The organism is Methylobacterium sp. J-092, from assembly GCF_022829325.1.
Lineage (GTDB): Bacteria > Pseudomonadota > Alphaproteobacteria > Rhizobiales > Beijerinckiaceae > Methylobacterium.
Genome location: NZ_JAKSXU010000036.1, coordinates 1 through 18,321, shown reverse-complemented (window position 1 = coordinate 18,321; position 18,321 = coordinate 1). Strand labels below are relative to the sequence as shown.

Annotated in this window: 16 protein-coding genes; 10 read left to right on the top strand and 6 right to left on the bottom strand. The window is 72.7% G+C overall.

Translation table 11 applies throughout. The features are described from left to right. Positions 1-239 precede the first annotated feature (239 nt). Genes MKK60_RS01315 through MKK60_RS01295 form a run of 5 tightly spaced genes read left to right on the top strand, consistent with a single transcriptional unit; the run spans position 240 to position 6,100 of the window. The gene (locus MKK60_RS01315) at positions 240-1,289 is read left to right on the top strand and encodes a polysaccharide biosynthesis/export family protein (protein ID WP_243938922.1); all 1,050 of its coding nucleotides are present in this window, start codon (positions 240-242) and stop codon (positions 1,287-1,289) included. Next, entirely contained in the window at positions 1,286-2,866 is a 1,581-nt protein-coding gene (locus tag MKK60_RS01310) for a lipopolysaccharide biosynthesis protein (protein WP_147843722.1), read from the top strand. Before MKK60_RS01315 ends, MKK60_RS01310 begins: the two co-directional genes overlap by 4 nt. Then, positions 2,863-3,513 (top strand): CpsD/CapB family tyrosine-protein kinase, encoded by a 651-nt coding sequence (locus MKK60_RS01305; RefSeq protein WP_147726945.1) that lies wholly within the window; start codon positions 2,863-2,865, stop codon positions 3,511-3,513. Before MKK60_RS01310 ends, MKK60_RS01305 begins: the two co-directional genes overlap by 4 nt. Further along, complete coding sequence (locus MKK60_RS01300; protein ID WP_243983574.1) at positions 3,510-5,162, top strand: O-antigen ligase family protein; 1,653 nt, start codon at positions 3,510-3,512, stop codon at positions 5,160-5,162. The genes MKK60_RS01305 and MKK60_RS01300 overlap by 4 nt, the downstream gene beginning before the upstream one ends. Next, entirely contained in the window at positions 5,159-6,100 is a 942-nt protein-coding gene (locus tag MKK60_RS01295; protein ID WP_243936034.1) for a glycosyltransferase family 2 protein, read from the top strand. Before MKK60_RS01300 ends, MKK60_RS01295 begins: the two co-directional genes overlap by 4 nt. A 4-nt stretch (positions 6,101-6,104) precedes the next feature. On the opposite strand, the gene MKK60_RS01290 is transcribed toward MKK60_RS01295, so the two are convergent. Next, a complete protein-coding gene (locus tag MKK60_RS01290) occupies positions 6,105-6,887 on the bottom strand; it encodes a class I SAM-dependent methyltransferase (RefSeq protein ID WP_243938930.1) in 783 nt (260 codons plus the stop codon). A gap of 24 nt (positions 6,888-6,911) precedes the next feature. Between MKK60_RS01290 and MKK60_RS01285 the strand changes: the two genes are divergently transcribed. Next, the gene (locus tag MKK60_RS01285) at positions 6,912-8,111 is read left to right on the top strand and encodes a DUF1972 domain-containing protein (protein ID WP_243936038.1); all 1,200 of its coding nucleotides are present in this window, start codon (positions 6,912-6,914) and stop codon (positions 8,109-8,111) included. A 62-nt stretch (positions 8,112-8,173) separates the two neighbouring features. Here the strand turns inward: MKK60_RS01285 and MKK60_RS01280 are convergent, their stop codons facing one another. Next, positions 8,174-8,827, bottom strand: coding sequence for a serine O-acetyltransferase (locus MKK60_RS01280; RefSeq protein ID WP_187275588.1), 654 nt, complete (start codon positions 8,825-8,827; stop codon positions 8,174-8,176). Next, positions 8,824-9,429, bottom strand: coding sequence for a serine acetyltransferase (locus MKK60_RS01275; protein ID WP_243936041.1), 606 nt, complete (start codon positions 9,427-9,429; stop codon positions 8,824-8,826). Before MKK60_RS01275 ends, MKK60_RS01280 begins: the two co-directional genes overlap by 4 nt. A 175-nt stretch (positions 9,430-9,604) precedes the next feature. Between MKK60_RS01275 and MKK60_RS01270 the strand changes: the two genes are divergently transcribed. From MKK60_RS01270 to MKK60_RS01255, 4 genes are read left to right on the top strand one after another with little or no spacing between them, the layout of a single operon-like run. Beyond that, positions 9,605-10,996, top strand: a complete 1,392-nt coding sequence (locus tag MKK60_RS01270) for a lipopolysaccharide biosynthesis protein (RefSeq protein WP_243983573.1) — start codon at positions 9,605-9,607, stop codon at positions 10,994-10,996. Continuing rightward, positions 10,993-11,961 (top strand): glycosyltransferase family 2 protein, encoded by a 969-nt coding sequence (locus MKK60_RS01265; protein ID WP_243936043.1) that lies wholly within the window; start codon positions 10,993-10,995, stop codon positions 11,959-11,961. Before MKK60_RS01270 ends, MKK60_RS01265 begins: the two co-directional genes overlap by 4 nt. Beyond that, entirely contained in the window at positions 11,958-13,340 is a 1,383-nt protein-coding gene (locus tag MKK60_RS01260) for a nitrous oxide reductase family maturation protein NosD (protein ID WP_243983572.1), read from the top strand. The genes MKK60_RS01265 and MKK60_RS01260 overlap by 4 nt, the downstream gene beginning before the upstream one ends. 1 nt (position 13,341) lies before the next feature. Beyond that, positions 13,342-14,472, top strand: coding sequence for a glycosyltransferase family 4 protein (locus MKK60_RS01255; protein WP_243983571.1), 1,131 nt, complete (start codon positions 13,342-13,344; stop codon positions 14,470-14,472). Positions 14,473-14,575: 103 nt separating this feature from the next. Here MKK60_RS01255 and MKK60_RS01250 read toward each other — a convergent pair whose 3' ends face one another. From MKK60_RS01250 to MKK60_RS01240, 3 genes are all read right to left on the bottom strand, one after another. Then, entirely contained in the window at positions 14,576-15,526 is a 951-nt protein-coding gene (locus MKK60_RS01250) for a hypothetical protein (protein ID WP_243983570.1), read from the bottom strand. Positions 15,527-15,665: 139 nt separating this feature from the next. Then, a complete protein-coding gene (locus tag MKK60_RS01245; RefSeq protein WP_243983569.1) occupies positions 15,666-17,048 on the bottom strand; it encodes a 2-hydroxycarboxylate transporter family protein in 1,383 nt (460 codons plus the stop codon). 407 nt (positions 17,049-17,455) lie between these two features. Beyond that, positions 17,456-18,321 (bottom strand): porin (locus tag MKK60_RS01240; RefSeq protein ID WP_243983568.1); only part of this gene is annotated, 866 nt, incomplete at its 5' end.

The following is an 18,321-nucleotide window of genomic DNA, read 5'->3' as shown; positions in this document are numbered from 1 at the left end:
GCAACTTACGGTCGGATCGGACCCAGGGGTTTCAAAGTTCGTTAACCAGGTTCTCAGATTGTACCGAGTGCCGCGATACGTTCAGGAGTTGTTATCGAACGGGGCGCGGCCGAGCATGGTGCGGCTGAAGGCCTATGATGGTGTGTGCTTCTCCTGTCGATCGAGATGCTGGCCGGCGCGGCCGGACGGCGGGCCGCCTCGCGGTCGCCCTCGCCTGTGCGGCCGCCCTGTCGGGTTGCATGGCGACCCGGGCGCGGGAGGCCTCCCACCCTGCGATCCGTGACGTCGCCCAGACGGGATCGATCCCGGAGGCGCCGCCGGCGGTCGTCGCCGCGGCGCAGGAGGAGGTCGGGCGCACCATGCGCCTCGGGCTGATGAACTACCGCCTCAACGTCGGCGACAACCTCGAGATCTCGCTGCTGATCGATTCCAGCGTGGTGCAGCCGACCTACCGGCTGAACCCGAACGACGAGTTCGACGTCGATTTCCGGACCCACCCGGAATACAACCGAACGGTTGTAGTCCGGCCGGACGGGCGGATCTCGCTTCCGGGCAAGAACGGCATCATGGTCGCCGGGCTGTCGCCCGAGCGCGCCGCCACCCTGATCCGCGAGACCTACGACGACGTCCTGATCAACCCGGTCGTCACGGTCCTGCTGCGCAAGTTCCGCACGCCGATCGACGACTTCCGCGACCTGACCCAGCGGTCCGACATCGGCCGCGTCAAGCTGATGGCGATCGAGCCGGACGGCAAGATCAACCTGCCGATGGTGCCGCCGGTCCAGGCGGCCGGCCGCACGGTCAACGAGGTCTCGGCCGCGCTCGCCGCCGCCTACCGGCATCACCTCGCCTCGGTGAGCCCGAGCGTGCGGCTGGCGTCGCTGGTGCCAGCCAACACCATGGTGTTCGGCGAGGTCCGGGTGCCCGGCCCGGTCACGCTGTCGGGCGCCCGGACGCTGGCCCAGGTGCTCGGCACCGCCGGCGGCATCCTGCCGACCGCCGCGGGCGACGCGGTGCGGATCATCCGCTTCGACAGCGGTGCGCAAGGAGGCGCGCAAGGGGCGGTGCAGGTCGTCGACATCGGCGTGCCGGGCCTGGCCGACTCGATCGTCGTGCCGCCGAACGCCACGGTCTACGTGCCGCCCTCGGTGCTGGCCAAGACCGCGCGCGCGGTCGACCTCGTGGTCCGCCAGATCCTGCTCTTCAACGGCACCGGCTTCGGGGTGAACTACATCACCGGCCCCGCCGCCACGACCTCCACCAGCACCACGGCGAGGGCCGCCCTATGAGCGCGACCGAGACCGCCCTCGAGCCGCGCAGGTTCGACCGACCCGGCTTCGACCTGCGCGACGGGCTCGGAGCCCTGTTCCGCCATGCCCGCCCGGCGCTGCTGATCCTGGCGGCGGCGCTGGTCGGCGCCGGGATCTACCTGCTGCTGACCCCGACCGAGTACACGGCCGACGCCAAGCTCATCATCCGCCTCGGCCGCGAGAAGGCGGCCGCGCCGATCGGCGGCGGCACTAACCAGAACTACATGTTCTCCGAGCGCGCGCAGAACGTGAACAACGAGATCGAGATCTTGCGCGACCCGAGCATCGTGCGCGGCGAGTTCGAGGCGCTGAAGGCGATCACGCCGGTGGGCGACCTCGGCCCGCCGCCCGAGGATTGGGGCGCCTGGCTCGTCTACCAGGGCCGCCAGCTCGTCCGCGTCGCCAAGGGGGTCAAGACCTGGGTCGTCGACACCGCCCGGATCCCCTTCGAGGCGATCGGCCTGCTGCGCCATCTCAGCCCGGACGAGAAGCTGTACGAGGCCTACCTCGCCTCGTTCAAGGTCGTGTTCGTCAAGGAGACGGACGTGATTGTCACCGGCTTCACCTGGACCGACCCGAACTTCGCCGCAGCCGCCCTCAACCGCCTGCTCGACGCCTACAAGCGCCGCCACGTCGAGGTCTACGCCGACGAGACGCCGGCCTCGTTCTACGCGGGCAAGCTGGAACGCGCCCGCGCCGAGCTCGCCGCGATCGACCAGCAGCTCGGCAAGTACCTCAAGGGCGCCAACACCGCGAGCTTCGCGATCGAGCAGCAGAACGACCTCGGCACGCTCGCCGACCTCGCCCGCCAGAAGTCGGCGGCGCAGATCGAGCGCGAGGGCGTCGAGACCCGGCTGAAGCGCACCAAGGAATCGGGGCCCGACCGCTGGCAGCCGACGCCGCCGGACGCCGACCCGACGGTCGCCGCCTTCGATCAGCGCTTCGCCGAGCTGCGCACCCGGCGCTCGGAGCTCGCGACGCGGTTCCGCCCCGCCGCGCCGGAATTCGCGAGCCTCGACCGCGACCTCACCGAGCTCGCCCGCCAGAAGTACCGGGCCCTGATCAGCGCCGACACCACCCGGCTGGCGGTGCTCGCCGAGAAGATCGCGGCGATCTCCAACATCGAGGCGTCGCGGCGGCAGGCGGCGATCGGCCAGAGCGACGCCTCGCTCGCCTTCGGCCGGCTCGGCCAGCAGAAGAGCCTGCTCACCGACGAGATCACCCAGACCCAGCGCCGCATCGACGAGCTGAAGACCGGCACCGGCCTCGATTCGCAGTCGGTCACCTCCTCCTCGCTCGTCGCCCGCGCAGTGCCGCCGCGGCTGCCGAGCGGGCCGAACCGCCTGCTGATCCTCGGGCTCGCCGCCGGCCTCGGCCTCGTCGCGGCCCTCGCCTACGTCGCGCTCGCCGAGATCCTCGCCCAGACCTACCGCAGCGCGTCGGACGTGGCGCGCTCCCTCCGGGTGCCGGTTCTCGCCGCCCTCCCCTTGCGGAACGAGGGCCGCGCCGAGCCGCGGCGGACCCGTGCCCCCGGCCTCCGCGGAGCCCACGCATGATCGCCGCCGCGTTCCACGATCCCGCCGTGCCGGACCGCCTCGACCTGGAGCCGGCCCTGGTCCAGCTCAACCGCCGCGAGGGGCCGCCGCTCCGCCGCATCGGCGTCACCGCGGTGCAGGCCGGCGACGGCGTCACCTCGCTCAGTCGCCAGCTCGCCGGGCTCTATGCCCGCCGCGACCTCGACGTGGTGCTGATCGAGGCGAACTGGGCCAAGCCCGCGCTGGCCGCCGCCTACGGCCTCTCGGGCAAGCCGGGCTTCGCCGACATCGTGCTCGGCGCCGTCGCGCCGCTCGACGGCGTCCACGCGGTCGCCGACGGCTTCCACGTCGTCCCCGCCGGCACCCCGGCCTCGATCCGCGAGGCCGGACTCGACGACGCCCGGGTCGAGGCCTTCCTCGGCCTGGTCGACCAGCGCTACCACCTCGCGATCCTCGATTGCGCGCCGATCGGGCAGATCGGCGACACCGCGGCCCTGAGCCCCCTCGTCGACGGCTTCGTCGTCGTCGTCGGGGCCGAGCGGACCCGGCGGGTCGTGGCCGAGCAGGCGATGCGCGACCTCGACGCGGCCGGCGGGACCGCGCTCGGCGTCGTCCTCAACCGGACCCGGCGGCCGATCCCCGACTGGCTCTACCGGCGGCTCGGATGAGGGCCGCGCTCCGCACCCTCCCCCCGCTGGCGATCGGCGCCGGCGCCGCCGCGATGGCCGTGTCGCTGGCGAGCGTGCCGCTGAAGTTCGCCGTCGTCGGGCTCGTCGCGCCGCTGGGCGCGCTCGGCGCCCTGATCCTCGGCCAGCGCGTCCGGCTGACGCCGTTCCTGCTCGTCGCCTTCGCGGTCGGATTGACGGTCAAGCTCGACGTCAGCATGTTCCAGCACTTCGAGGCGGTCGGCCAGTACCTGCCGAGCATCGGCGGCGGCGCCGGGCTCACCGTCAGCGTCGCCTTCCTCGTGGCGCTGACGCTCATCGCCTTCAAGCTCGTCGGCATCGGCGAGGCGCGCCCGCAGCGCCTGTCGCTCGATCCGCCCCTGGTGCTGACGCAGGCCGCCTTCATGGCGGCAGGCGTGCTCTCGCTCGCGAACGCGGGCGACCCCGCCTACCTGTGGTTCGACGAGTGGCGCTTCCTCACGCTGCTCGTCGTCTCGGTCTCGATCGCCAACTTGAGCCCCCGCGACGTCCGCACCCTGGCGCTGGCGATCTGCGTCCTCTGCCTGGTGCAGACGGCGGCGGCGGCGGTGCAGTACGTCACCGGCTCGGAGCTCGGCCTCGGCGTGCTCGGCGAGGAGCAGATCGTCGAGGAGAACATCAACTTCCAGGCCCAGCGCCGCGCCGCCGGCTTCAAGGTCCACCCCAACATCCTCGGCTACTATTACGAGGTGGTCTGGCCGCTGGCGCTGGCGCTGGCGCTGTCCCGCGGCCCGACCTGGCTGCGCCTCGTCGGCGCGGCCGGCGCGCTCTCGGCGCTGGGCGGCGTGGTGCTGACCCTGTCGCGGGCCTCGTGGCTGACCTACCCGCTCTCGGCGACGCTCGTCGTGCTGCTGGTCTACCGCGACCGGCTGCTCACACGGGCGAGCCTGATCGTCGCCGGCCTCCTCCTCCTCGTGGGCGTGATCGCCGCGATCGTCGTCGGGCCGATGATCTGGGAGCGCCTGTTTGCCGACGACGGCGGCTCGGCGGCGCAGCGCGGCCCGCTCAACGCGGCGGCGCTGGCGCTGTTCGCGCAGTTCCCGATCCTCGGGGTCGGCTTGAACAACTTCGGCAACATGTTCGCGACCCTCGACCAGACCGGCCTGTCGCGGCTCGCCGGGTTGTTCGACCGCTCCAACCACGTCGTCCACAACCTGCACATCCTCGTCCTCACCGAGGTCGGCGTCGTCGGGTACGCCGCCTTCGCCCTGGTCTTCGGGATCGGGCTGTGGCGGGGCTTTTCCGCGATCCGGCGCGCGCCGGTCGGCGATCCGCTCGCCGCGATCGCCGGCGCCTCGGCGATCGGGCTGCTCGCCCACCTCCTCCACGGCCTCGTCGACCCGGGCTTCCGCCTCAACCTCGGCATCGCCGAGCTGCTCTACACCGCGCTCGGGATGATCGCCGCGGTGGCGGCGGCGCAGCGCGCCACCCGCCCTGCCGACCTGAGCGCGGGTCCTCTCTCCCTTGGGGAGAGGGACAGGGTGAGGGGCGTGACTTTTCCGGACGACGCACGCCCCTCACCCCAGCCCTCTCCCCCTGGGAGAGGGAGCCGCGTGATGTCGCGCGGTATCCGATCCGAGCGTCCCGAACGACGAAGCGCGAGCCTGCGATGACCCCCGCCCTCAGCGTCCTCATCGTCACCTACAAGTCGGGCGCCGACATCGACACCTGCCTCGCCCTCCTGGCGGCGAGCCGGATCGACCGCGCCTACGAGGTGATCGTCGTCGACAACGCCTCGGGCGACGGAACCGCCGAGCGGATCGCGGCCGACTGGCCCGGGATCCGGGTGATCGCGGAGACCGAGAATCACGGCTTCGCCGGCGCCAACGCGCTGGCCTATGCGGCATCGCGGGGCGCGGCGATCCTGCTGCTCAACCCGGACGCGTACCTGCGCGATCCGGACGCGGTCTCGGCGGCGCTGGCGCATCTCGACGCCCACCGCCAGGTCGGCGCCGTCGGCCTGCGCCTTGTCTTCGAGGACGGACGCCATCAGGTCGGCGATGCCGGGTTCGAGCCGCGGCCGCTCACCGTCGCCGTGCATGCGGCCGGGCTGTCGGGGCGGTTCGGCCTGCGCGGGGTCTACCTCGCGGGCGGTCAGGCGCGGGCGCCGGGGCCGGTCTCCGTCGACTGGCTCTGCGGCGCCTTCCTGATGCTGCGGCGCGAGGCGGTCGAGGCGATCGGCGGCCTGTCGAGCCCGCTGTTCCTCTACGGCGAGGACGTCGACTGGGGCTGCCGGCTGCGCGACGCCGGATGGCGGGTCGACTACCTGCCGGGCCGCAGCGTGGTCCACCTCCAGGGCGGCTCGGGCAGCACCCGCTCCGCCCGCTGGCTCGACGGGCTCGCCGGCGTCTACGCCCTGCGCAACGGCGGCCGGCGGCTGTCGTCGCCGGCCTTCTTCGCGGTGCCGCTCTGGCTCGGGTTCACGGCGCGCGCCGCCGCCTACGGGCTGCTCGGCCGCCTGCGGCGGCGGCCGGACCTCCTGAGCAAGAGCCGCGACATGAAGCGTTTCGCGGCTCACCTTGCCAATACAGTCGAGACCAGATCGCGCTGATCGCTCAGCGCTTCCTGATGAAGACCATGTGGTAGCCCTTGAGCGGACCCGGCGTGAGCCGGAACAGCAGTTCCCAGAACTTACCCAGGACGATGTTCTCGCCATGATAGAACGGTTGCCCATCGAACGCGTAGGTGAAGTGCTCGAACCGGTCAGTTGGGAAAAGCCGCTTCCGCGCCGCTTCCGTGTTCATCGTGTAGAGCGGCACGAAGGAGTCGATCTCGACGCGGCGTGGCTCGACCATGCGCAGCACGCGGGCGTGCAGGCGCTTGGGGATCAGGCGGGCGCCGATCCCAACATAGCCCCAGCGGTTGGGCGTCCAGGCGCAGAGCCAGCCGCCGGGCGCGAGGATGCGGCCGAGCTCCTCCGCCGTCCGCTCGGGCGTCTCGATGTGCTCCAGCACCGAGAAGGCGGAGATCAGGTCGAAGCTGGCATCCGGGAAGGGCAGCAGCCCGTCGTGGCCGACGAGCTCGACGGCGTCCGCCGTCTCGTTTCCGAGAACCGCCTCGTCGACGTCGCAGGCGGTGACGTGGGCGCAGCGCCCGCGGAAGTCCCCGAGCTGGCGGCGCAGTGGAACCGGGTCATGGCTCCACTTGCCGCGTCCGGCGCCGAATTCCATGACCCGCATGTCGGGGCGCAGCAGCGCGTTGACGCGGACGATGTACTCCATCCGGTGGTCCTGCCGGGAGTAGCCCCCGGCCCCCATCTCGCGGAACAGCCGCTCCTCGACGGTGACCGGCTCGCGGCGGGGCATCGCGTCCTGGCGCAGAAGGGTGTCGTGGCCCATGGTTCGTCCTCCTCAAGCGATGGGATGGTGGGGACGCGCCGCGCGCGGGCGTCCGATGGCGACCGGCGCGCCGACGCGGCGCGGCCGGCGGTGGCGATCCTCGGCACGCGGGGCGTCCCCGCGGCGCATGGCGGCTTCGAGACGCTGGCCGAGCGCCTCGCGCTGGAGCTGGTCGCGCGCGGCTGGCGGGTCGAGGTCTATTGCCAGGTTGACCGGCCGACCGCGCCCTCGACCTGGCGCGGCATTGACCTGATCCCGGTCCAGGCCGCGGGCGACGGCCCGCTCGCCACGATCCTGTTCGACTGGAAATGCACCGTGCGGGCGGCGTTCCGTCCGGCCCTGCCCCTGGTGCTCGGCTATAACACCGCCGCGTTCTCCCTGCTCTACCGGCTGACCGGGAAGCGCAGCGTGATGAACATGGACGGGATCGAGTGGCGCCGCGACCGCTGGTCGAAACCCGCCAAGGTCTGGTTCTGGCTGAACGAGCATTGCGGCAGCCTGTTCTCGACGCATCTCGTCGCCGACCACCCCGAGATCGCCCGGCACCTCGCCCGCGTCAGCCCGAAGCGCCGCATCACCACCATCGCCTACGGGGCGGACCCGGTCGCCGATGCGCCGGTCGCCGCGCTCGATGCGCTCGGGATCGAGCCGCAGCGCTACGGCCTGGCCATCGCCCGCATCGTGCCCGAGAACCTCGTGCTGCAGGTGGTCCGCGCCTGGAGTGAGGTCAGCCCAGGCCTGCCCCTGGTGGTGCTCGGCAAGCTCTCGGAGACCGATGCCTACCACCGCGCGGTGCGCGCGGCCGCCGGGCCGGACGTGATCCTCGCCGGCGCGATCTACGAGGCGGACCGCGTCGCGGCGCTGCGCCGGCACGCCCGCTTCCACATCCACGGGCACACGGTCGGCGGCACCAACCCGTCGCTGGTCGAGGCGCTCGGCGCCGGCTCGCCGGTGCTGGCCCACGACAACGTCTTCAACCGGTGGGTGGCGGGTCCCGATGCCGCCTATTTCGGCGACGAGACCGAGCTGCGCCATGGCATCGTGCGGCTCGCCCGCGCGCCGGCCGGGCACCTCGCGGCGATGTCGTCCGGCTCGCGGGCACGCCACGCCGAGGCGTTTGCCTGGGACGGCATCTTCGACGCCTACGAGCGCGTGCTGCGGGCGCAGCTCCCCGCCGCCCGCACGCGCCGCCGGAGCGCGGCCCGCGTCGAGGTCGCGGGCTGACGCGCCCCGCCGGCCCGCCGCCGGACGGTGCCGGGCCGCGTGATCGCGAACGTGGGCGCGGCTCATGCGGCGCTCCTGTCCTGGGCGATCGCGGAATCCTGCACGATCCCGGGATCCCGGCCGAGCGTCGAGACGCTGGTCTGGCGCAGGCGCTGCATCGAGACGGTCCCGGCCGGGATGTCCCGCAGGGTGGCGACGCCGACGCCGACCATCGCCGCATCGCCGATCGTCACCGCGCCCATGACCAGGGCGTGCGCGCCGACCACGACCCCGTCGCCGAGGTGCGGCGCGTCCGGCGGGAACGGCGCGGCGGCCAGCACCGGCCGGTCCGGCGCGACCACCACCGCCGGCAGGATCACAAGATCGCGTCCCGCCGTGCCGCAGAAGGCGATCCGTGCCGGGTGCGGCACGAACAGCCCGGGGCCGATCCGCGATCCGGGATGGAAGGACGCGCCGGTGAGGCGCACCGACAGCCCGGCGACGGCGGCGGCCGTCCGCCGCCACCCGCGCAGGTGCATCAGGTGGGCGACGCGGTGGAACACGGCGCACTGCATCGCCGGCAGCAGCACCATCATCGCCGCGCGGGAGCGCGACATCGGCCTGCCGCCGCTGATCTGGCGCACGATCCGCTCGAGGTCGGCGGCGAGCAACCGGCGCAGGACCGCCGGGCGGGCGTGGTCGAGGACCGGCTCGGAGGGCGTCCGGTCGTCGCTCACGACACGGCGCTCCGTCCCGGCAGCGCGCGCCAGTCGGTCGGTGCCAGGTCGGTGTCGGCGTCGAGATCCTTGAGCACGAGGCAGCGCGGCCCGACCCGGGACCGGTCGCCGATCAGCACCGCGCCCAGCACGATCGAGGCCGGCTCGAGGACCACGTCGTCGCCGAGGCGCGGCAGCCCCGGGCCGCCGCCGACGTCGCGGTCCGGGGTCTTGTAGAGGCCGCCGATCGAGGCCTGGAAGCCGAAGGCGGCGTCGCGGCCGACGGCGCCCGCGATGATCGTGCCGTAGGGATGGGGCAGGAACATCCCGCCGGCGATCCGGGTCGAGGGCGGGATGTCCGAGCCCGTCAGCCAGCCGTTGACGATCCAGAGCAGCCAGGCCGCCATCCGCCAGCCGTTCTCGTGGGCGTAGCGCGACATCCGGTAGAGCCAGATCGCCTGGTAGCCGCGGCGCAGGCGCACCGGGCCGGGGATGCGGCGCGCCCAGTGCGCCCGGTCGGCGCGCAGCGCCGCGCGGGTCTCCGCCCAGGAGATCGCTGTGCCTGCGGCGGTCTCGGTCCCCGCGAGATCCCGGGCCGCGAGCATGTCGGCTGGCTTAGGCATGTCACTCTCTTTACGGTTGTATAATACTTATAAGCGCAACCATAAGGCGATTTTCGAGGTATGCGTCGTCTGGGTCGTGCTATCCTACAATCATAGGTAGCATTTTTCCGGCGAAAATCACCGAAAGATGCGTATGGTGGTGAATCGAACCGATACGGGCCGGGACCGAAGGGGGATGCGCTACGGCATCAACCTGGTCGGTCAGGCGGCCGGCCGCGGCATCTACCTGCTCGCGGGTTTCGCGGCCTTCGTGATGGTCGCGAAGGGGGCGGGGCCTGAGGTGCTCGGCCATTACGGCATCGCGCTCGCCGCCCTGGCGATCGCCCTGATCGCCGCCGATTTCGGCACGACGCTGACCTTCGCCGCGCGCATCGGCGCCTGCGCGCCGGAGGCGCGGGCTGACGCGCTCGCGGGCGTGCTCTCCGCGCGCCTGATCCTCGGCGCGGGGACGGGCCTCGCGCTGCTCGGCGCCTTGCCGCTGCTCCCGCCACCGACGCGGCCCGCCCTGGCGCTGGCGGCGCTCGCCCTGCCGCTCGTCGCCGCCCGCTTCCTCGACGCGCTGTTCCAGGTCTGCGGCCGGCCCGGCTGGTCGGCCTATCCCTCGCTCGCCAACGCCGCCGTGCTGGTCGTCGGGACCGCCCTGGCGCTCGCCCTCGACGCGCCGGAGGCGGTGCTGCCCCTCGTCGCGGTGGCGGCCGGGGCGGCCTACGGCGTCCTCGGCCTCGTCCTCGCCGGGCGCCTCGTGCCGCTGCGGGCCGCCTCGCCGCGGATCGGCCTCGCCACGATCCGGCAGGCCGCCGGCGTCGGCATCTCCAACGCGCTGGGCACGCTCAATGCCCGCATCGGCCTGCTCGCGCTCGCCGCCTTCGCCGGCGCGGCCGAGGTCGGGCTGTTCACCGCCGGCTACCGCTTCTTCGAGCTCGGCGTCGCCGTCGCGATCACGCTCGCCGCGCCCCTGGTGCCGGTGTTCGGGCGCGCCGTCGGCACCGGCACCCTGCTGGCGCAGGCCCGTCTCGCGCTGCGTCTCGTGCTCGCCGCCGCCGGTCCCGGCGTGGTCGCGGCCTGGGTGCTCGCCGACCCGCTGGTCCGCCTGCTGTTCGGGCCGGACTACGCCGCCAGCGTGCCGGTCCTGCGCATCGCCGCGCTGATGGCCGCCGCGATGATCGCGGCGACGATCCTGTTCTCCGCCCTGATCGCCCTCGGCCGCACCGGCTTCGCGGTCTGGTTCAGCGCCACCGGCTGCGCGGTGAACGCGATTCTCTGCCTCGTGCTCGTGCCGCGGGCAGGCGCCACGGGTGCCGCGCTCGCGGCCCTGGCCGCCGAGGTCGCGATGCTCGCAGTGGTTGTATCCGTGTTCCACCGGTCCGTCGGGGCGCCGCTCGTGCCCCGCGACCTGCCGGCGATCCTCGCTCCGCCCCTCGCCATGGCGGCCTGCGTCTTCGCGAGCCCGGCCGCGCTCGCTCCCGTCGCCCTGCCGGCCGGCGCGATCCTCGCCCTCGCCGGCGCCCTGTGGCTGCGCCCGCGCAATTCTCTCCCCAGCCTCTCAAGCCCGGAAGCCTCGTCATGACGCCGGATACGCCCCCGCCCTCCGAGACCCCGATCCTGTCGGTGATCATCCCGACCTATGGCCGCGCCGAGACCCTGCGGCTGACGCTGGCCGCCTTCGATCGCCAGGAGACCGAGGCCGCCTTCGAGATCGTGGTCTGCGACGACGGCTCGGTCGACGGCACCGGCGCGGTGATCAGCCGGGCGGTCGCGACCGCGCGGCGGCCGGTGGTGCACCTGCGCCAGGAGAATGCGGGGGCGAACGCCGCCCGCAACCGGGCGATCGAGGCCGCCCGCGGCACGCGCCTGCTCATCGTCAACGACGACACCATCCCCGGCCCGAACCTCGTCGCGGCGCACCTGGCGGCCCATGCCCGGCGCGGCGGGCGCGAGACGGCGATCCTCGGGCGGATGACGATCGACCCGGCGCTGCCGTTCTCGCCGTTCGCGGCGCTCCATCACGACGCCTCCTACGATGCGCTCGCCGGCAGGGTCGAGCTCGGCTGGGACGCGTTCCTGACCTGCAACGTCAGCGTCGACGCCGGCTTCCTGCGCGAGGCCGGCGGCTTCGACCAGCAGTTGACCTGGCACGAGGACATCGAGCTCGGCGAGCGGCTGGCGCGGCGCGGGATGCGCCTGTTCTACGAGCCGAAGGCGCTGGCCTACCACCACCACTTCCTCGACGAGGCGGCCTACCTGCGCATCGCCGAGCGGGAGGGCGCGGCCCTGGTGCTATGGTACCGCAAGCGCCCCGACCTCGCCCCCGACCTCGCCCGCCTCGGGCTCGTCGGCCCAGAGCCCTTCGGCCGCGCCCGCCGCCATGCGCTGGCCGACCTCGTGATGCCGGAGGTCGCCCTGCCCGGCTGGCGGGCCGCCGCGCGCTCGCTCACCCGCCTCAGCCCGGCCGCAGGCCGCACGGTGTGGCGCCGGCTGTTCCAGCGCCGCAAGCGCCTCGCCATCGCCCGCGCCTTCGCGGAGGCCGCATGACGAACCGCATCCGGGCGGCGGTGCTGGTCGCGCTCCTGCCGATGCTGGTGGCGGCCACCGCCTGCCAGCCGGCGGAGCCGCCGAGCCTGCAGCGCATCCTCGTCGATCCGTCGGGCTCGACCATGCCCGGTTACCGGACGGTCGCGGCGCTGTCCGCGGTGCCGTTCGCGAGCCTCGCGGCGGGCAGCGCGGTGCTGGTCAAGGGCGGCCGCTTCGACGGCGTCGTGGTCGTCGCGGCCCGCGGCACCGCCGAGGCGCCGGTGACGCTCGCCGCGGTGCCCGGCACCGAGCCGGTGCTGTCGAACTCGGTGGTGTTCGAGAACGCCGCCCACGTCGCGGTGTCCGGGCTGACCGTGCGGGGGGCCGTGAATTCCGGGTTCATCCTGCGCCGGGGGAGCCACCACGTCACGGTGCGGGATTCGGCCGTCGACGCCTCGGGCCTCGGCATCTGGATCGGCGACGGCTCCGGGGCCGGGCATCGCATCCTCGGCAACCGGCTCACCGGCAACAAGACCCACGGCATCGCGGTCGACGTGATCAACGCGCCCGCCGACGACCCGACGATCATCGCGGGCAACACGATTTCCGGCAGCGGCATCCACGGGATGGAGATCAACGGCTCCGGCTACGTCGTCGAGGGCAACCGCGTCCACGACAACGGCATCGGCATGTCGGGCACCTCGGGCATCCACGTCTACGCCAAGGATGCGGGTCAGGACGCGGGCGACCGCAACACCATCCGCTACAACGTCGTCACCGGGCAGCGCGAGACCACGGGCCAGGACGGCAACGGCATCCAGGTCGACCAGTGGTGCGACGACAACCTCGTCGCCTTCAACGTCGCGACCGGCAACGACGGCGCTGGCATCAACCTGTTCGACGCCGGCCGGAACCTCGTGTCCAACAACACCGTCGTCGGCAACATGGCCGATTCCGGCGGCCGGCACGCCTACAAGGGCGAGATCGTGCTGGCCAGCGACTACACCAAGCAGGTCGGCCGCACCGTCGACAACCGCGTCCTGAACAACATCGTGGTGGCGACCCGGGCGAACGTCGCCGCCATCGCCGTCGAGGCCACGAGCACGGGCCGCGGCAACGCCATCGGCCCGAACCTGCTGCGGCACGCCGCCGGCGGCCGGCTCTACGCCTACGGCGCCACCCGCACCGACGACGGCGCGTCGCTGCCGCTGGGATCGCGCGCGCCGGACCTCACCGAGGCGCCGGCCTTCGCCGACATCGCAAAACCCTTCGCGAACGGCTTCGCGCTGACCCGTGCGCTCGCGCGCCCCGGCATCCCGCTCGGCGCGACGCGGGACCTGCCCGGCCGCCCCTACGCCCCCAACGAGGCCCCGTCCTTCGGCGCCTATCGGAGCCCCTGACATGACACTCCGGATCGGAATCGACGCCCACGTCCTCGTCGGCAAGATGCAGGGCAGCCGCACCTGGCTCGTCAACGTGGTCGGCCGCGCCGTGGCGCGCCACTCGGACGCGACCTACGTGATCTACTCCGACGACCCGGGGCGCGCCGCGACGATGATCTCCGGCCCCAACGTCGAGCACGCCCGGCTGCCGCGGGTGCCGCGGGCCGTGCGGCTCCTGGCGGTCTGGCCCTGGCTCGTCCACCGCGACCGGATCGACGCGCTGGTGACCACCTACATCGCCCCGCCCCTGGTGCCGGGCGGGCGGCAGGTCGTCGTGGTGCACGACATCCTGTTCGAGACCCATCCGTCGTTCTTCTCCTTCGGGATGCGCTGGCGCACCCGCCTGCTGACGCGGCTCGGCGCCAAGCGCGCCCGCCTCGTCGTGACGATCTCGCGCTACAGCCGCGATTCGATCGCGCGGACCTACCGGATCGACCCGGCCCGGATCGCCGAGGTCCGGTGCGGCACGAGCCCGCCCCGCACCGGCGCGATCACCCGCTCGCCGATCCGCGACGGGCGGCCCTACCTGATGATGGTCGGGCGCCTGGAGCCGCGGAAGAACCTCGCGCTGACGCTCGACGCCTTCGCGCGGCTTCCCACGGGGGCGGCGCGCCTCGTGGTGGTCGGCAAGCCCGACGGCGAGCGCCCGGAGACGCTGGCGCGGCTCTCGTCGATGGCCGACGTCGTGCACGTGGCCGGGATCGACGACCGCGGCCTCGGCGACCTCTACGCCAACGCCTCCGCCCTGGTGTTCCCGAGCGCCGGCGAGGGCTGGGGCATCCCGGTGCTGGAGAGCCTCGCGCTCGGCACGCCGGTGATCGCCTCCAACGTCACCGCCATCCCCGAATCGGGCGGCGACGCGGCGAGCTACTTCGACCTCGACGCGCCCGACCGGGTCGAGCGTCTCGCCGCGCTGATGCAGGCGGCGGTCGAGGGCCGGCTGCCCTTCGACCCGGCCCGCGCCCGCGCGCACGTCGCCCGCCACGACTGGGACAGCCCGGCCGCCGCCTTCGTCGACGCGATGCGGCGTGCCTTCCCGGCCCGCGATGCGGCAGCGGAGGCGTTGCGCGCCCTGGTCAAGTCGCACTGAACGCCTCGATCGGATCCGGGCGTCGCAGGCGCGAAACCCGGATCCGCGATTTCGGAAGGGATCGGCTCCGTGCGGGCTCCGGCGCCGTCGGCCGGAACCCCGGTCACCCGCGGTGGAACGTCCAGCCGAACTCCGACAGCAGCAGGCGTGCGGCGGCCGCATCGTCGGAAAAGCGCAGGCGCACGCGGCCGGCCGCGACCAGGGCGGGGTCGCGCTCCGGTGCGACGCCGCGGTCCGTCGCCGCGCCGGCGCGCTCCGGGGCGATCGCCAGGGCCGCGCGCGGGAACGTGCCGTCCGGATCGATCGGCGTGCGGGCGGCGGCACGCAGCAGGGCCGGCGCGTCCGCCGCGACCTCCGGCCCGACGAGGGCGCGGGCGGCCGTGCGCAGGTGCGGCAGGCCGATGCCGTCGTCGCCCGCGGTGCCGACGGCCGTCCAGGCCTCGGCCACGAGGCGGTCGGCGAGGCCCGGCAGGCCACGGCAGAGCGTCGCCGCCGTGCTTCGGCCGATCTTCGAGATCACGGCCGCGTGCCGCTCGACCGCCGCGTCCACCGCGGCGGCGGTCTCCGATTCGGCAAGCAGCGGGACCGCGACCGATCGTGCCCCGGGCATGGCCTGCGGCGCGCCCGCGATCAGCCAGCCGAATTGCGGCAGCTCGGCCGCGAGATGCGCGAGGGCGCGCAGGAAGCCCGGCTCCGAGACCGCGCCGACATCGGTCAGGACGATGGATACGGTTCCGGAAACATCTCCGCCATCAAGGCCTTCGGCGAGGATCTCCGTCAGGCGCGCGAAGGTGGTCTCGGGCAGGCAGCGCAGGCCGAGCACCCGCGTCTGGCGCGCCAGCTTGTCGGCCACGGCGGCCGCGATCGCCGTGCTGCCGCTGCCGGCCGGCCCCGACAGGCAGATCGGCCCCCGCGCTTCGGCGACCAGGACCCGGATCCGCCAGACCAGCGCGTCGCGGCCGACGAGGCCGGACGACCGGACGGCCTCGCCGCCGCGCGGGCGGATCGCGCCGGAGCGGCTGGGCGGGAAGGGATCTCGGGCTGTCGCGAGCATCGTGGAGCGTTCCGATTCGGGCCGCCCTTGGCGGTCCCGAAGCAGAGTGTCGGCAGAGGGTGAAGGCTGACTTAACCCAGGGTTGTAACGACTGCGGGAAATGCCCCGGGCGTGCGGTGTCCCGCGGTGCCGGGCCGGGTCAGGCCGGCATCCCGGTCAGCCATCTCAGCGCGACCAGGGTGCCGGTCACGGTGAGCGCGCCGCCGATCCGGGTGGCGATCTGGGCGAACGGCATCAGCGCCATGCGGTTGGCGGCCGTGAGGATCGCCACGTCGCCGGTGCCGCCCTGCCCCGAATGGCAGGCGTTCACGATCGCGGTCTCGATCGGGTACATCCCGAGCAGGTGCCCGACGACGAATCCGGTGCCCATCAGCGTGGTGACGGTGGCGACGATGGTGATCAGGTTGGTGATCGTGAACGCCGCCATCAGCTTGTCCCAGGGCGTCAGCGCGACGCCGATGGCGAAGAGCAGCGGATAGGTCATGCCGGTCTGCACGAACTTGTAGACCACGAAGCCGCCGGCCTGGAGGTGGGGCGAGACCGCGCTCGAGAGCTTGGCAAGCACCGCGAGGAACAGCATCGCCACGGGGGCGGGCAGCCCGGTGAGGTGGTGGGCCATCACGCCGCAGAGGTACAGCGTGATCGCGGTGAGCCCGGCGGCGGCGATGGTCGAGACGTCGACCTGCCCGGAATTCGCCTCGGCCTTCGCGGCGGCGTCGCCGGGGGGCGTCGCATCGTGGTCGGGCTGGAGCTTTCCCTCTCCGGTCAGGTGGGGATAGCGCTTTCCGACGAAGTTCAGGGTGCCGGCGAGGATGATCGCCGTGAGGCTGCCGAGCATCACCGGGGGCAGCACCTGGGCGAACACGTCGCCCTGCGGCTGGCCGAGGATCTGGGCGTAGCCGATCGAGAGCGGGATCGCGCCCTCGCCGACGCCGCCGGCCATGATCGGCACCACGATGTAGAAGAAGGTGTGGCGGGCGCCGAGGCCCAGCATCGTCCCGACGAGCGTGCCGACCGCGCCGGCCACCAGCGAGCCCACCGCAAGCGGCACGAAGATCTTGAGGAAGCCCTTGATCAGCACGTCCCGGTCCATCCCCAGGATGGAGCCGACGATGATCGCCGCGATGTAGATGTAGAGGAAGTTGGTGAACTTGGTGAAGTCGACGATCGCCTTCTCGACCTGGGGCGGGATCAACTTGTAGTAGACTAGGGCCGAGGGCACGAAGGTCGCGAAGATCGCCCCCGCGCCGATGTTGCGCAGGATCGGAAGGCGCTTGCCGATCTCGGCGCAGGTGAAGCCGCCGAGCACCAGCACGGCGATCATCGTCGGCCCGTCGGGTCGGATCTCGCCCTCGGAGGTCAGGATCGCCAGGAGCACCGCGACGATCGCGTAGATCGGCAGCGGGATGATGCCGATCCGGGTGTCCACCAGGCGCCACCAGCCGAAGGGCCAGAACCGGCGCGTCGGGTCCGAGCCCGGAACGGGCCGATCCGCGAGGGGCGGAGAGAGGGGGCTCGTCACGGGGCGTCCTTCCGAAGATCCGGCCTCTTGGCGGGCCGGCCCGTTCTTGCCGACGGGGTGGTCGTGTCCGGGTCGGTCACGTCGTCGCGACCGACCTGGCCCGGAGCTCGTCGAAGCCCGGGCGCCCGCCCGCAGGAGCCTGGATCCGCCGGGACTTCGACGGATTCGGGCTGCGCCGGCACCGTCATCTCATCCCGAAGCCTCCAGGAACGTCAATGGCCCGCGGACGGGCCGGCCGAGAGACCGCGCCGGCCGTCTCCAGCCATGACGCGCGAGTGGCCGGCCAAGAAAAAAGGCCCGGCGTCGCCGCCGGGCCTCGAAGGATGGATCTCGGGTCTGCAGATGCCCGTCCGCGCGGGACTCGTCGAAACCCGCGCGGAGCAAGAAGCCCGATCCGGCGCGTCGCCTCAGAAGTCGCGCTGGACGCGGACCTTGGCCTGGAAGACGTCGTCGCTGGTCGTGGTGCGGACGAAGCCGCCGTTGTTGATCGCGGCGATGCGCGAGTAGGCGGTCGGATCCTTGTCGGTGTCGATCACGCGGCCGTTCTTGACGCCGATCTGGGTGTAGAGGCCTTCCACACCGATATCGAGGTCCTTCACCGGCGACCAGATCAGGCTCGCGCCGGCGACGAACTGGTAGGTGTCGCGAAGCGCCTGGCTGAGCTGGTAGAACCGGGTGCCGGGCGTGCCGACCGAGTTCGCACCGAAGCCGGTACCACCGGTGAGCGTGAAGGCATTGCCCTGACCGGCGCGGGCGCCGGCCGAGAAGCTCTGCTCGCCGTAGGAGCCGAAGACGGCCGAACGCCACTCCGGCGCCCAGTAGTGCAGGTACGAGCCGACCACGGTGAAGCTGTCGGACTTCGACATCTGGCCGGTGTAGGGGTTGATCGTCGCGTCGGAGAAGTACTGCGCGAACTTCTGACCCTGGATCGTGGTCGTACTCTGGGTGTACGAGCCGGTGTACGAGGAGTAGCCGGTGTACATCTGCGCGCCGACGCCGTAGGCGCCCTGCAGGTAGAGGGTGTCGCCGGGGGAGATGAACGGCAGATTGACCTTCACGCCGCCCTGGACCGCGTAACCGTACTCGTTGCTGGTGTGGGGGATGCTGACGTTGGTACCCGTACCGGTACCGGCGCCGTTGGCGACGTTGCCGACGTTCAGCTCGTGCACCGCGGCGGTGAGCTGGGCGGAGCCCCAGGCCGCATCGTAGCGCAGGGCGCCGACGAAGTCGGGCATCCGGTTGCGCTCGATGCCATCGACGAAGCTGTAGCGGG